Here is a 14339-nt window from a genome sequence, read left to right on the forward strand (position 1 = left end):
GCGCTCGCCGGGTCGCGAACCCGCCCGGCCCGGACCCGAGCCCGTCCGCTGCGAAATGCGTCATCTTGTTGAAATAATTGGTGAGCCGACAGGGATTCGAACCCTGGACCTACTGATTAAAAGTCAGTTGCTCTACCAGCTGAGCTATCGGCTCCCCGTGAGGAGGCGCGGAACCTATCGGCGCCCGTGATGGGGGTCAAGGCGCTGCGCGCACGGGCGCGGCGCCCGCGCGTTCCGCCCTCGCGAGCCGCATCAGGGTGCAATATATTCGAGGCGCAATGAAAGCGCTGTCACCGTTCAGGCCGATGCTGCTGATCGCCGCCGCCGCGATGATCGCGACGGCTTGCGCCAATCGCGGCCCGGGCGTCGTCGACGAGACGCGCGAGGCCGGCGTCGACGCGCTCGGCCTGCCGCGCGAGCGGCCAGGGCCGGTCATGGTCGACGAGGGCGACGCCACCGTGCCGACGCCCTACGGCGGCGCGGGGGCCGAGCGCAGCTGCGCCACGGTCGCCCAGGACATCGCGCGGCTGACGGCGGTGCTGGGCCGCGACCGCGAGGCGCCGCCGCCCAAGCCGGCGGGCGCCCCGGAGGACGAGGACGACCCGACCTTCATCTCCGCCGAGGAGATCGTCGAGGACGCGCCCGGCCTGGCCGCCGACGCTTATCGCTCGACCATCGTGGGCCTCAACCCGGTCCGGCCGGTGATCCGCTTCGTCGGCCGCGCCGGCGAGATTGAGCGCGAGGCGCGCCAGCGCCGCGAGATGGCGCTCAAGCGGCGCGCCTATCTGCGCGGCCTGTTCGACGGGTTCGACTGCGACCGCAGCGACCTAGAAGCCGTGTTCGAAGCCTATGGCCTGACGGAGCCGGATGACGAAGGCGAAACCGCCGGAGACGCCGCCGGCGACGACGACTAGCGTCCAGCCGCCGGGCCGGCCTCCCATCGCGACAGGAAGTCCCGCCGGAACGCCTCGAACGCGCCCTCGGCGATGGCCGCGCGCATGCGCGCCATCAGATCCTCGTAATAGGCCACGTTGTGCCAGCTCAGCAGCATCGCGCCGAGATACTCGTTCGCGCGCACGAGATGGTGGATGTAGGCCTTCGCGTAGTCCCGGCTCGCCGGGCAGTCGATCGACGCGTCCAGCGGCTCGGGATCCTCGGCGAAGCGGGCGTTCTTCAGATTGACCGGGCCGTAGTCCGACCAGGCCTGGCCGTGGCGGCCCGAGCGCGTCGGCATCACGCAGTCGAACATGTCGACGCCGCGGGCGACCGATTCCACGAGATCGATCGGCTTGCCCACGCCCATCAGGTAGCGCGGCCGGTCGGCGGGCAGGCGCGGCGTGGTGTGGTCGAGCACCGCGCACATGGTCTCGAAGCCCTCCCCGACCGCGAGCCCGCCGATCGCGTAGCCGTCATAGCCGGTCTCGACCAGCGCCTCGGCGGAGGCGGCGCGCAGGTCCTCGTAGACCGAGCCCTGCACGATGCCGAACAGCGCCTGGGACTCGCGCTCGCCGAAGGCGTCTTTCGACCGCTTCCCCCAGCGCAGCGACAGCTCCATCGACTTCGCCGCCTCGTCGCGGTCGCTGCCGAAGGCCGTGCATTCGTCGAGCTGCATGGAGATGTCGGCGCCCAGGAGGTCCGCCTGGATCTCGATCGAACGCTCCGGCGTGAGCATGTGCTTCGAGCCGTCGATATGGCTGGCGAACTCGACGCCCTGCTCGCTCATCTTCCTGAGCTTGGCGAGCGACCAGACCTGGAAGCCGCCGGAGTCGGTGAGAATCGGGCCGTCCCAGCCCATGAAGCGATGCAGCCCGCCGAGCCGGGCTATGCGCTCGGCGCCGGGGCGCAGCATCAGGTGATAGGTGTTGCCCAGGATGATGTCGGCGCCGGCCGCCCTCACCTGTTCGGGATAAAGCGCCTTCACCGTGGCGGCCGTGCCCACCGGCATGAAGGCCGGCGTGCGGATCTCGCCGCGCGACGTGATCAGCCGGCCGGTGCGCGCCGCGCCGTCGACGGCGGAGACGGGAAAGTCGAAACTGGCCATGAATCGTTTCTTGCGCGGCTACGGGGACGAGATGAGCTGGAAAGACGAAATCGAGGAATTGCGCAAGCGCCGGGAGCTGGCCCGCGGCATGGGCGGGCCGGAAAAGCTCGCCCGTCAGCGCGCGGCGGGCCGGCTAAACGTGCGCGAACGCATCGACCAGCTGCTGGACGCCGGCAGCTTCCGCGAGGTCGGCTCGATCGCGGGAAGCGCCGAGTATGACGCCGCCGGAGCGCTGACCGATTTCAAGCCCGCCAACTGCGTGTTCGGGCGCGGCGAGATCAACGGGCGCACGGTCGCCGTCGTCGCCGACGATTTCACCGTGCGCGGCGGGGCTGCGGACGCGGCGATCATCGAAAAGCAGATCCAGGCCGAGAAGATGGCCGGCGAGCTGCGCCTGCCGCTCATTCGCCTGATCGAAGGCACCGGCGGCGGCGGCTCGGTGAAGTCGCTGCTCGACATGGGCGCAAGCTATATCCCCTTCAATCCGGGCTGGGACCAGGTCGTCGCCAATCTCGAGCGCGTGCCGGTGGTCTCGCTCGTGCTCGGCCCCGTCGCCGGCCTCGGCGCGGCGCGGGCGGTGTCGAGCCATTACTCGGTGATGGTGAAGGGGCTGTCCCAGATGTTCGTCGCCGGCCCGCCCGTGGTCGCCGGGATCGGCGAGACCGTCACCAAGGAGGAGCTCGGCGGGGCCGACATCCAGCTCGCCGCCGGCGCCGTCGACGACGCCTACGCCACCGAGGCCGAGGCGATGGAGGCGGCGAAGTGGTTCCTCTCCCACCTGCCCGACAGCATCCACGAGCCGCCCGCGCGCGGGCCTGTCTCGGATGATCCGGCCCGCACCGATCCGCGCCTGAGCGAGATCGTCCCGCGCGACCGGCGCTACGGCTACGACATGCACGCCATCCTGCGCTCGACGATGGATGCGGGAAGCGTCTTCGAGATGGGCCGCAATTTCGGCCGGTCGGTGATCACCGCGCTGGCCCGGCTCGACGGCTGGCCGGTCGCGGTGCTGGCGAGCAATCCGAACATCTATGGCGGCGGCTGGACGGCCGAGGCCGCCCAGAAGGTCACGCGCTTCGTCGACCTCGCCGAGACCTTCCGCCTGCCGGTCGTCCATTTCGTCGACATCCCCGGCTTCGTCATCGGGACGCAGGCCGAACGCGCCGGCACGATCCGGCACGGCGCGCGGGCGCTGTCGGCGATCTACCAGGCGACTACGCCGTGGTGCGCGATCGTCGTGCGCAAGGCGTTCGGCGTGGCCGGCGCGGCGATGATGGATCACACGCGCTTCCGCTGGCGCTACGCCTGGCCGTCGGGCTACTGGGGCTCGCTGCCGCTGGAGGGCGGTCTCGAGGCCGCGTTCAAGGCGGCGCTGGCCGAGTCCGAGGACCCCGACGCCATGAAGGCCGAGCTCAACAGGAAGATGAGCGCGGTGACCTCGCCGTTCCGCACCGCCGAGCGCTTCTGGGCCGAGGAGATCATCGACCCCGCCGACACGCGTCCGCTGCTGACCGAGTTCGCCCGGCTGGCTGCGCCGCTGCGCGAACCGCGCGCGCAGCCGCCGCGCTATCGGCCGTGATCCTCGTTTCGTTATTCCCGCGAAGGCGGGAACCCAGGGAGGGTCGGGGTGGGGGTGAAAGGTTCGACATTCAGACGCCGCGCCCCCTCCCCTCATCTCACTCCTCCCCTCAGCGAGGGGAGAAGGGACGTCAGGGTCGAGCGCTTTCCTGAATGGCCGCGCCAGGCTCCGATTCCTCTCCCCCAAAAAGGGGGAGAGGCCAGGTGGGGGGTGGTCGACGGGCGCACTCCGCGTCCCCTCCCCTCATCTCACTTCTCCCCTCGAGGAGGGGAGAAGGGACGTTGAAGCCGGGTCTGTGTCCAGCAGGTCAGGGCCAGGCGCGAACGTTGGTGATTTCCATCCGAAGCCGCGTCGGCGCGTCCGGGATTTCACGTCACCCAGCCCGCTCGATGAAGCAGGCGTCGCCATAGGAGAAGAAGCGGTACTTCTCCGCGATCGCGTGGGCGTAGGCGCGCTGCATCGTTTCGAGCCCCGCCAGCGCGCTCACCAGCATGAACAGCGTCGATTTCGGCAGGTGGAAATTGGTGAGCAGCGCGTCGACGACGCGGAAGCGATAGCCCGGCGTGATGAAGATGTCGGTGTCGCGCGCCTCGGCGCGCACGGTTCCGTCCGCGTCGGCCGCGCTCTCCAGCGTCCTCAGCGAGGTCGTGCCCACCGGGATGATGCGCCCGCCGGCGGCCCGCGTTTCGTTGATCGCCGCGGCGGCGTCCGCGCCGATCTCGTACCACTCGGCGTGCATGCGATGCTCGGAGACGTCCTCGGTCTTCACCGGCAGGAAGGTCCCCGCCCCGACATGGAGCGTGACCCGGGCGCGCTTCACGCCGCGATCATCGAGGGCGGCGAACAGCCGGTCGGTGAAGTGCAGCCCCGCCGTCGGCGCGGCCACCGAGCCCGCCTTCTCCGGATCGGCGTAGATCGTCTGGTAGTCGGCGAGATCGGTCTCGTCCGGCGCGCGTTTCGAGGCGATATAGGGCGGCAGCGGCGGCGCGCCGGCGGCCACGATCGCGCGGTCGAGATCGACGCCCGAGCGGTCGAATGACAACGCGATCTCGCCGCCTTCGCGCTTGTCGGTCACCGTCGCGGCGAGCCCGCCGTCGAAGCGGATTTCGTCGCCTTCGCGCAGGCGCTTGGCGGGTCGGGCGAAGGCCAGCCAGGCGGCCTCGCCCGCGCGCTTGTGGAGATTGATCTCGACCGTCGAGTCCCCGCCCCCGCCGACGGGCCGCGCCGGGCGCACGCCCGCGAGCGCGGCGGGGATCACGCGGGTGTCGTTGAACACCAGCAGATCGCCCGGGTTCAGCAGCGCCGGCAGATCGAGAACGCCGCGATCGGCGAGCGCCCCGTCGGCGGCGACATGCAGCAGGCGCGCGGAGTCGCGCGGCCGCGCGGGGCGCAGCGCAATCAGGTCTTCGGGCAGGTCGAAATCGAAATCGGCGAGTTTCATCGGAAGCGGGGTCTAGCCGCGCGCGCGGCGAGCGGGGCCGGGGTGAGGACCGAAGAGCGCACTACGCTCGCTTTTCCAAAGCCCTCATCCTGAGGGCCTCGATCCCCGTCCTTCGAGACGGTCGCTTCGCGACCTCCTCAGGATGAGGGGTTCGAGGCGTCTCGAAGGACGAGGGCCTGAATCCCGACGGAACAGACCTTCTCGCCTACCCCGCGCGGGCCTTGAGGATCTTGCCGGGCTCGGCGGGCGGCTCGCCGCGCGGCAGGGCGTCGACATGCTCCATGCCGTCGATGACCTCGCCCCAGACGGTGTACTGGTTGTCGAGATAGGGCACCGCGTCGAGGCAGATGAAGAACTGGCTGTCGGCCGAATCCGGGTCCGCGGTGCGCGCCATCGACATCGTCCCGCGCACGTGCGGCTCCGACGAGAATTCGGCGGGGATCTTCTGGCCGGAACCGCCGGTCCCGTTTCCGTCCGGACAGCCGCCCTGGGCGACGAAGCCGTCGATCACGCGGTGAAAGCTCAGCCCGTCATAGAAGCCTTCATTGGCCAGCTCGGAGATGCGCGCGACATGCTTCGGCGCGAGATCGGGGCGCAGCCGGATCGTGACGTCGCCGCCCTCGAGCGTGAAGACGAGCGTGTTTTCGTTATCGGCCAAGGCTTACTCCGTGATGCGGGTGGGAATGTCGATCGCGCAGACATCGGGCAGCTCGCCGTCATTCTGCTGCGCGACCGCGTCGAGATAGGCGGCGAAGGCGTCGCTCGTGGTGTCCATCACCTCGATGGTCACGCGCTCATCCTCGGGCAGGTCCGAGGCGATGACCATGTCCTCGATGAAGTCCGGCCGGAAGCCCATGTCCTGGCCGAGCGTGCCCACGGCGAGCGAATTGATCGCCTCCTGGCCGTGGCGCACGCGCCCCCACACCGTGTAGATCGAGTTGAGATGCTCGGCGTCGGATCGCGTGATGTAGAACTGGCCGCGCGCCGAGTTCGGCTCGCTCGTGCGCGCCATCGCTGCGGCGCCCTCGCAATGGAGAAGCCAGCTCTCGACCTGGCCGTCGGCGCGGATGGCGGCCTGGGCGACCGGCTGCGTGCCCGCCGGGAAACCGTTCCAGAAGCCGGCCTTGGCCTCGGCCGGATTGGAGCGCGGATTGATCGTGCGGTCCTGCAGCTCGGAGATCTCCATCTCCGGTCCGCGGCGGATCGTGAACTCCGCCTCGAGCGTCGGCATGTCGGGCGCGGCGTTGGGATTGTCCAGCGCGCCGCCGCCCTGGGCCATGAAATCGTCGATGACGCGGTGCCAGACCTTGAAGTCGTAGAAATCCTGCTCGACGAGGGTCCGCATCCGTTCGACATGGTTCGGCGCGAATTCCGGGGCGAACTCGACCCAGACATCGCCGTGCGACGTCGTGATCACGAGAAGGTCGTCCGGATCGACCGTCCGCCAGGCCTCGTCGGGCGCGGCGGCGATCGCCTGCGCGGCGGGACTTGCGGGCGCCTCCGGAGCAGCCGCGGATTCGGTTTCGGTCGAGGCGCCGTCCTCGGCGGGCGCGGTCTCGGCGGCAGCGGTCTCGGCGTCTTCGGGCTCGGACTCCTGGGCGCAGGCAGTGACGGTGAGAGACAGCGCGGCGGCGAGCGCGGTCAGGGAAGCGACGGCGGTGCGGGTCATCGGGCGACTTTCTCCAGTACGCGTTTGGCGACCGAGGGCGGTACGAAGGGCGAGATGTCCCCGCCCAGTCTCGCGATCTCCTTGACCAGGCGCGAGGCGATGGCCTGGTGGCGGGGATCGGCCATGAGAAACACGGTCTCGATGTCGGGATTGAGGCGCTGGTTCATTCCGACCATCTGGAACTCGTACTCGAAGTCGGAGACCGCGCGCAGCCCGCGGATGATCGAGTGGGCGCCGACCTCCTCGGCGAAATGCATCAGCAGGCCGTCGAAGGGCAGCACCTCGATCTCGGTGTCGTCCTTCACCGCATCGCCCATCTCGCGCGCCATCTCGACGCGCTCCTCGAGCGTGAACAGCGGCCCCTTCTCGAGATTGCGCGCCACGCCGATGACGAGCTTGTCGTAGAGCTTCACCGCCCGGCCGATGATGTCGAGATGTCCGTTCGTCGGCGGATCGAACGTGCCGGGGTAAAGCGCGACGCGGTGTTTCATGCTAGGCCTCCGGCTCGGCGTCGCCCTCGTCGACGGCCTCGTCGTTCTCCGCGACACGGACGACGGAGACGACCTTCTCGTCCTCCTCCAGCCGGATCAGCTTGACGCCCTTGGTCGCGCGGCCGGCGATGCGCACAGTGTCGACGGGGAAGCGGATGAGCTGGCCGCCGTCGGTCACCGCCATGACGGTGTCGCCGTCCGTCACCGGGAAGCAGGCGACGAGCGGCTCCGGGAAGCGCTTGTCCTTGGTCCAGACGCCCTGGCCGCCGCGGCCCTGGCGGAAATACTCGTAGGAAATGACGCGCTTGCCGAGGCCGGACTCGGCGACGGCGAGCAGCATCTCCTCGTTCGCCTTCATCTCCAGATACCGGACATTGGACAGCGAGACCTCTTCGTCCTCGCCGTCCTCGTCCTCGGCGACGTCGGCCTCGTGCCCGTCGAGCTCCTCGTCGGCGTCGCTGCGCAGCTCGGCCCGGCGCTGCTTGATGTACGCGCGGACCTCGCCGCGGGAGACCTCCAGCGCATTGAGGATCGCCATCGAGATCAGCCGGTCGCCCGGCTCCATCCGGATTCCGCGCACGCCGGTTGAATTCCGGCTGGCGAAGACGCGCACGTCGGTGACGGGGAAGCGGATCGCCTTGCCGTTGGCGGTGACCAGCAGCACGTCCTGATCGGGCCGGCACAGGCGCACGTCGAGGATGCGCCCGGCGTCCTCGTCGAGCTTCATCGCGATCTTGCCGTTGCGATTGACCTGGACGAAGTCGGACAGCTTGTTGCGCCGGACCGTGCCCTCGGTCGTGGCGAACATGACGTCGTACTCGCCCCAGCTCTCCTCGTCCTCCGGCAGCGCCATCACCGAGGTGATCCAGGCGCCCTCGCTCAGGGCCGGCAGGAGGTTGGTCAGATACTTGCCGCGCGCGTTCGGCGCGCCCTGCGGCAGCCGCCAGGTCTTGGTCTTGTAGACCATGCCGTCGGAGGTGAAGAAGAGCAGCGGCGCGTGGGTGGAGGCCACGAACAGCGTGGCGACGAAATCCTCCTCCTTCATCGCCATGCCCGCCCGGCCGCGGCCGCCGCGATTCTGCGCGCGGTAGGTCGCCAGCGGCGTGCGCTTGACGTAGCCGCCGTGGGTGAGCGTGACGACCATGTCCTCGCGCGGGATGAGATCCTCGTCCTCGATCTCGAGATCGCCTTCGACCATCGCGGTGCGCCGCGGCACGGCGAAGCGATCCTTCACCTCGACGAGCTCGTCGCGAATGATCTCGCGGATGCGGTTCGGGCTCTTGAGGATCTCCAGCAGGTCGGCGATCTGGGCGGCGAGCTTCTCGGCCTCGTCGCCGATCTCGTCGCGGCCGAGCGCCGTCAGGCGGTGCAGGCGCAGATCGAGGATCGCCTTGGCCTGCTCCTCGGTGAGCTTGATCGTGCCTTCGCGGATGACCGAGCGCGGGTCGGCGACGAGCTCGACCAGCGGCGCCACGTCGCCCGCCGGCCAGGCGCGCTCCTTGAGCTGGGCGCGGGCCGTCTGCGGGTCCGGCGCGGACCGGATGAGCTTGATCACCTCGTCGATATTGGCCACCGCGACGGCGAGACCGACCAGGACATGGGCGCGGTCGCGCGCCTTCTTCAGCTCGAACTTGGCGCGCCGGGCGACGACGTCCTTGCGGAAGGCGATGAAGGTCTCGAGGAAAGTCCTGAGCCCCGCCTGCTGCGGCTTGCCGCCAATGAGCGCGAGCATGTTGACCCCGAACGAGGTCTGCAGCGGGCTCCAGCGATAGAGCTGATTGAGGATCACCTCGGCGTTGGCGTCCTTCTTGAGCTCGATCACCACGCGCATGCCCGAGCGGTCGGATTCGTCGCGCAGGTCGGAGATGCCCTCGACGCGCTTTTCGCGCACGAGTTCGGCGATCTTCTCGATCATCGTCGCCTTGTTCACCTGGTAGGGGATCTCGTGGACGATGATCGCCTCGCGATCTTTCCGGGTCTCCTCGACCGTGCACCGCCCGCGCACCAGCACCGAGCCGCGCCCGGTCTGGAGCCCGCTCCGTGATCCGGAGCGGCCGAGGATTTCGCCGCCGGTCGGGAAGTCGGGACCCGGGATGATCTCGAGCAGTTCGCCGTCGTCGATGTCCGGGTCCTCGAGCAGTGCGACAGTGGCGTCGACGACCTCGCCGAGATTGTGCGGCGGGATGTTGGTGGCCATGCCCACCGCGATGCCGCCCGCCCCGTTGACGAGCAGGTTCGGGAAGCGCGCCGGCAGGACGACCGGCTCCTTCTCGGTGGCGTCGTAGTTTTCCTGGTAGTCGACGGTTTCCTTGTCGATGTCGGCCAGCAGCGCTTCGGCCGGCCGGTCCATGCGCACCTCGGTGTAACGCATGGCCGCGGGCGGATCGCCGTCGACCGAGCCGAAATTGCCCTGGCCGTCGAGCAGCGGCAGGCCCATAGAGAAGTCCTGGGCCATACGCGCGAGCGCCTCGTAGACGGCGGAGTCGCCGTGCGGGTGATACTTACCGATCACGTCGCCGACGACGCGCGCGGATTTCCGGTACTGCTTGTCGTGCGTGTAGCCGTTCTCGTGCATCGACCAGAGGATCCGGCGATGCACCGGTTTCAGGCCGTCGCGCGCGTCGGGGATGGCGCGGCTCACGATCACGCTCATCGCGTAATCGAGATAGCTGCGGCGCATCTCCTCCTCGATGGCGACGCCCGGCCCCTCCTGGCGCGGCGGCTCGCCTTCCTCGGGGGTCCGGTCTTCGGGGGGAAGATCGCTCAAATCGGGTCGTCCTCGTGGTTCGATGTTCCGGGCGTCGGGCGCGCGGGCCGCGCCCGAAAGGCGGGAAATCCCTGGCCGGCGCCCGCGCGGAATCGGGCGCGAGCGGGTTCGGAACGGGTGTACCAAGCCCGCCGCATTCCGGCAAACGCGCGGCGTAGCTGCACCGCCTCGTCACAGCCGCGGAGCGTGCTAGGTTCCCCGGACGTTGATGCGGAAGCGGCGCGCGACCCGCGCGCCGGCGCTGCAAGGGAGATTTTCGATGCCGTTCCGCCTGATTCTCGCCGCCTCCGCCGCCGCGCTCGCCGGGGTGGCGGCCTGCGCCCAGGAAAACGGGGACGAGGCCGCCGGCTCTCCCGAGTCGGCCGACGCGGCCTCGACGCCCGCAGGCGACTCCGTCGCCGCCGCCACGGCGCGGCTGATCACGACGGACGGAAGCGAGGTCGGAACCGCCGCCTTCACCCAGGGCCCGGAGGGCGTCGTCATCCGCATCGAGGCCGAGGGCCTCCCGGAAGACGCGCGCGGCGCCTGGCACGGCGGCCACCTTCACGAGACCGGCGACTGCTCGGCGAGCGACTTCACCTCGGCGGGCAGCCACATCAATCCGTCGGGCCGCGCCCACGGCCTGCTCAATCCCGACGGCCCGGACAACGCCGATCTCGGCAATTTCTGGATCCATGCCGACGGGGCGCTGATGACCGAGTTCTACACCACCCGGGTCAGCATCGACGGCCGGACCGACGCGCCGGCGCTGCTCGACGCGGACGGCTCGGCCTTCATCCTGCACGCCAATCCCGACGACCACAGCTCCCAGCCCATCGGCGGCGCGGGCCCGCGCATCCTGTGCGGCGTGATCGAGGCGGGCTGAGCCGATGAGCCTCGAGCGCCCCAGTCGACGACACGTCACCGGCGGCCTGATCGCCGTCGGCGCGGGCCTGGCCTCGGCGACCGCGGCGTGCGGCGCCGAGCAGCGGGCCGCGCCCGCGGCCGCGCCGATGACGCCGGGCTGGCGCTCGGGCGCCCGCCTGCCGATCCGCGTCCAGGAGATTTATCCGGCCGCGCTCGACGGGCGGATCTGGCTCGCCGGCGGGCTTTCGCCCGACGCGGGCACGGGGCGGATCGGCATCTCCGACCGCTTCTTCGAATACGACCCGGGCCGCGAAACATGGCGCGCCCGCCCCCGCCTGCCGCTGCCCATCCACCACCCCAACTGCGTCGGCCTCGCCGGCCGGCTCTACGCCATCGGCGGCTTCACAGCGGCGAATGGCGGCGCCTGGTCGATGAGCGATGCGGTGCGGGTCTACGACCCGGATCGCAATGAATGGACCGGCGGTCCGCGCATGCCGACGCCGTGGGCGGAGACCGTCGCCGCCGTCGTCGGCGGACGCATCCATGTCGTCACCGGCCGCCGGCCGGCGGGGCTGCAGAACAGCGAGTGGCCCCACCACGCCGACACCAACGCCCATCTCGTCCTCGATCCCGGATCGGAGGCGTGGACGGTCGCCGCGCCCGCGCCGACGGCGCGCAACTCGGCGGCCGGCGCGGTGCTGAACGGCCGGCTCCACGTCGTCGGCGGGCGCACGGTGAGCGGCGGCAACACGCCCGTCCACGAGGCCTACGATCCCGAAACCGATCGCTGGGAGACGCTGGCGCCGCTCCCCGCCCCGGAGGCGGGGCCGCGCGGCTCGGGCGGGCTGGCGATGGCCGAACTCGGCGGGCGGCTCTACGCGTTCGGCGGGGAATGGTTCGATTCCACCGGCGGCGGGGTCTACGACCAGGTCTGGGCGTACGACCCGCAAGCCGACGCATGGAGCGAGGCCGGCCGCATGCCCACCCCGCGCCACGGCCTGGGCGCGGTGACGCTCGACGGCGCCATCCACGTCATCGCCGGCGCGGCGCAGCCGAGCGGGAATGGGACGACGGACATCGTGGAGATATTCCGGCCGGGCTGATCGCCCCGCTCAGTCGAAGCCCGGCGGCGGGACGGCGCGCAGGCGCACGGACGGATCGGCTCGCAGCGCCTCCAGGGTCGCGGCGCGATGATCGGCGCCGAGCACGACGACGATGCGCTGGCCGGGCCGCGCGGCGGCCTCGGCGCGGATCGCCTCGGCGATGCGGCGGTCGCGTTCGGCGTAGAACGCACCGAGCCGTTCATAGGGCGTGCCGGCGACGCGTTCGCGGAAATAGGCGTATTTGCGTTCGGTGACGTCGTCATAGCGGCCGTCATGGAGGCCTTCGGGCGTGGCCTCCTCGAACAGGGCGAGCTGGGCGTCGTCGAACGCCGTCATCTGCGCGTCCGGGAAGTCAGGCTCTGCGTCGAAAGCCCGTTCCAGCGCCTTGATTTCGCTCTGCTCCCGCCACCAACCGTCAGGCACGGCCCGGCGTTCCAGCTCCGCGCCGAGCCAGTCGAATCCGAAGACGCGGCCCGCGTACGCGTCGGCCAGCGCGATCATCTCGCGGGGATAGTTGGAAGCCAGATAGTCGCGCGGCCGCTCCAGGTCCTCGGCCCGGATCTCCACGCCCACGGCGTCGGGATCATAGGCGCGCACCAGCGCGTACAGCGCCTCGTAATCATAGCCGGGATGGTCGGCGTGGAAGCCGTGCATGGCCGCGATGACGGCGACCTCGGCGGGCTCCGGCGAGGACGCATCATCGGCCGCGGGTCCGCCGGCGCAGGCGGCGAGCAAGGCCGCCGCGCCGAACAGGAGCGCCTGGAATAAACGCCGCATGCAACGCCCGCCCCTAGAACGGGATGTCGTCGTCGAGCGTGTCGGAGGAGAAGTTCTCGCGCGGGCGATCCTCCATCTGGCGCTGGCCGCCGCCGCCGGCGCCGACCTGCTCGTAGCCGCCGCCGCCCGAACCTTTCGTGTCGAGCATCTGGAGATCGCCGCGGAACTTCTGCAGCACCACCTCGGTGGTGTAGCGGTCCTGGCCGGACTGGTCCTGCCATTTCCGAGTCTGCAGCTGGCCCTCGATATACACCTTGGAGCCCTTGCGCAGATAGTTCTCCGCGACCCGGCAGAGATTCTCGTTGAAGATCGCCACGTTGTGCCACTCGGTGCGCTCGCGCTTCTCGCCGGTGGCCTTGTCGCGCCACTGCTCCGAGGTCGCCACGCGCAGATTGGCAACCGGATCGCCGGAGTTCAGCTTCCGGATCTCCGGATCCGCGCCGAGATTGCCCACCAGGATGACCTTGTTCACGCTTCCGGCCATGACCGCCCGCTCCTGTCTGCTTGTCTTCGCAAATTTGTTCACATAATGTTCCGCGCGTCAAACCCGCGCGAGTCGGCGCGCAGTTGAGCGGATGCGCGGGCCCGAGTCCACGGGGCGCCGCGGCCGCCGCGGCTGGCCTCGACCGCCGCGGCGCGCTAACAGGAGACCGTCGCGGCCATGTCCACGACAACGCCCGCGCTCGACCCGCCGCCCGCCGCAGCTCCCGGTGCGATGCCCCTGTCCCGCCTCCTCGACGACCGCCTCCGCGATCGCCCCGCCGCACAGGCGGCCCTGGCCTGGGCGCTCGGCCAGCGCGGGCTCGCCGAGCACGGCCGGCTGCCGCTCTGGGATCCCGCCCTGCCCTTCCTCCTGTGCCTCAGCCAGAAGGCGGCCTCGACGACGGCGCTGAAATGGTGGCTGCACCATCTCGGCCGGCTCGACGAGGCGCTCGCCCACGACCGCTGGATCCACAATTTCGAGACCGGCGTCATCAAGGCCGCGCCCGGCTATCGCCGCGGAGTCGAGGCCGCGGTGCGCGACGGACTCCCGATCGTGAAGGTCGTCCGCGAGCCGACGGCGCGCGCCTATGGCGGCTATCTCAGCCTGCACGAGAAGCACGTCTTCAATCCCGAGCGCCGGCACTGGGCCGCGCCCTGGCGCGCCGCCGCGCTCGCATTCGCCCATGGCGCGGGAACGCCGCTGGAGACGCGGCTGTCCTTCCACGACTATCTGCGCTGGCTGAACGCGACGCCGGTCTGGCGCATGGACGGCCACTTCGCCCCGCAGCACGGCCATGTCGACCGCGCCTGCGCCGACCGGATAAGCTATGTGCGGATCGAGGACGGCGCGGACGCCTTCCGGGCGATCGAGGCGCGCTTCGGGCTGGAGACCAGCTCCGACGCGAGGATGGAGGCGCTGGGCCAGTCCTTCCATCACAGCCGGCAGGCGGCCTCGGACGCGGCCGCGCGGCGCGAGGCGGTTGAGACCGGCATCGATCCGCTTACCTACCGCAGGACGCCCGCGCCGGCGATCGACGCGGCCGCGCTGCGCGACCACCCCGCGACGCGCGACCTGCTGGCGCGTTATTTCGCGCGGGACTACGACGCATTCGGATACGCGCGCCCGTGACCGGGCGCGAACG

The 14339-nt window shown here is 70.3% G+C and carries 13 protein-coding genes and 1 tRNA gene; 5 read left to right on the forward strand and 9 right to left on the reverse strand.

All coding sequences use genetic code 11. The features are described from left to right. Positions 1–78 precede the first annotated feature (78 nt). Positions 79–154, reverse strand: a tRNA-Lys gene (locus DDZ18_RS12715). A gap of 124 nt (positions 155–278) precedes the next feature. Here DDZ18_RS12715 and DDZ18_RS12720 point away from each other — a divergent pair. Continuing rightward, positions 279–914 carry a hypothetical protein gene (locus DDZ18_RS12720; protein WP_109253776.1) on the forward strand — a complete coding sequence of 212 codons (636 nt, stop codon included), beginning with the start codon at positions 279–281 and terminating at the stop codon, positions 912–914. On the opposite strand, the gene tgt is transcribed toward DDZ18_RS12720, so the two are convergent. Continuing rightward, complete coding sequence (tgt, locus tag DDZ18_RS12725; protein WP_109253777.1) at positions 911–2041, reverse strand: tRNA guanosine(34) transglycosylase Tgt; 1131 nt, start codon at positions 2039–2041, stop codon at positions 911–913. The genes DDZ18_RS12720 and tgt overlap by 4 nt on opposite strands. A 31-nt stretch (positions 2042–2072) precedes the next feature. On the opposite strand from tgt, the gene DDZ18_RS12730 reads away from it, so the two are divergent. Beyond that, complete coding sequence (locus DDZ18_RS12730; RefSeq protein WP_109253815.1) at positions 2073–3620, forward strand: acyl-CoA carboxylase subunit beta; 1548 nt, start codon at positions 2073–2075, stop codon at positions 3618–3620. Between the two features lie 373 nt (positions 3621–3993). On the opposite strand, the gene queA is transcribed toward DDZ18_RS12730, so the two are convergent. The 5 genes from queA to gyrA form a co-directional block, all read right to left on the reverse strand. Then, positions 3994–5061 (reverse strand): tRNA preQ1(34) S-adenosylmethionine ribosyltransferase-isomerase QueA, encoded by a 1068-nt coding sequence (queA, locus tag DDZ18_RS12735; RefSeq protein ID WP_109253778.1) that lies wholly within the window; start codon positions 5059–5061, stop codon positions 3994–3996. Between the two features lie 205 nt (positions 5062–5266). Then, positions 5267–5719, reverse strand: coding sequence for a peptidylprolyl isomerase (locus DDZ18_RS12740; RefSeq protein WP_109253779.1), 453 nt, complete (start codon positions 5717–5719; stop codon positions 5267–5269). Positions 5720–5722: 3 nt separating this feature from the next. After that, positions 5723–6730 carry a peptidylprolyl isomerase gene (locus tag DDZ18_RS12745; RefSeq protein ID WP_109253780.1) on the reverse strand — a complete coding sequence of 336 codons (1008 nt, stop codon included), beginning with the start codon at positions 6728–6730 and terminating at the stop codon, positions 5723–5725. After that, a complete protein-coding gene (gene coaD, locus DDZ18_RS12750; protein WP_109253781.1) occupies positions 6727–7221 on the reverse strand; it encodes a pantetheine-phosphate adenylyltransferase in 495 nt (164 codons plus the stop codon). The genes DDZ18_RS12745 and coaD overlap by 4 nt, the downstream gene beginning before the upstream one ends. Before the next feature lies 1 nt (position 7222). Then, positions 7223–9901: a DNA gyrase subunit A gene (gene gyrA, locus DDZ18_RS12755; RefSeq protein WP_109253816.1), complete on the reverse strand. Its 2679-nt coding sequence runs from the start codon at positions 9899–9901 to the stop codon at positions 7223–7225. Between the two features lie 346 nt (positions 9902–10247). Here gyrA and DDZ18_RS12760 point away from each other — a divergent pair, with 346 nt between their 5' ends. After that, the gene (locus tag DDZ18_RS12760; protein ID WP_109253782.1) at positions 10248–10853 is read left to right on the forward strand and encodes a superoxide dismutase family protein; all 606 of its coding nucleotides are present in this window, start codon (positions 10248–10250) and stop codon (positions 10851–10853) included. 4 nt (positions 10854–10857) lie between these two features. Next, positions 10858–11937, forward strand: coding sequence for a Kelch repeat-containing protein (locus DDZ18_RS12765; protein WP_109253783.1), 1080 nt, complete (start codon positions 10858–10860; stop codon positions 11935–11937). Positions 11938–11946: 9 nt separating this feature from the next. Here DDZ18_RS12765 and DDZ18_RS12770 read toward each other — a convergent pair whose 3' ends face one another. Together DDZ18_RS12770 and ssb are read right to left on the reverse strand one after the other, a co-directional pair. Further along, positions 11947–12714, reverse strand: coding sequence for a hypothetical protein (locus tag DDZ18_RS12770; protein ID WP_109253784.1), 768 nt, complete (start codon positions 12712–12714; stop codon positions 11947–11949). A 13-nt stretch (positions 12715–12727) separates the two neighbouring features. Beyond that, positions 12728–13198 (reverse strand): single-stranded DNA-binding protein, encoded by a 471-nt coding sequence (ssb, locus tag DDZ18_RS12775; protein WP_109253785.1) that lies wholly within the window; start codon positions 13196–13198, stop codon positions 12728–12730. 177 nt (positions 13199–13375) lie between these two features. Between ssb and DDZ18_RS12780 the strand changes: the two genes are divergently transcribed. After that, the gene (locus DDZ18_RS12780) at positions 13376–14326 is read left to right on the forward strand and encodes a hypothetical protein (RefSeq protein WP_109253786.1); all 951 of its coding nucleotides are present in this window, start codon (positions 13376–13378) and stop codon (positions 14324–14326) included. Positions 14327–14339 lie beyond the last annotated feature (13 nt).

The organism is Marinicauda salina, from assembly GCF_003122085.1.
Lineage (GTDB): Bacteria > Pseudomonadota > Alphaproteobacteria > Caulobacterales > Maricaulaceae > Maricicauda_A > Maricicauda_A salina.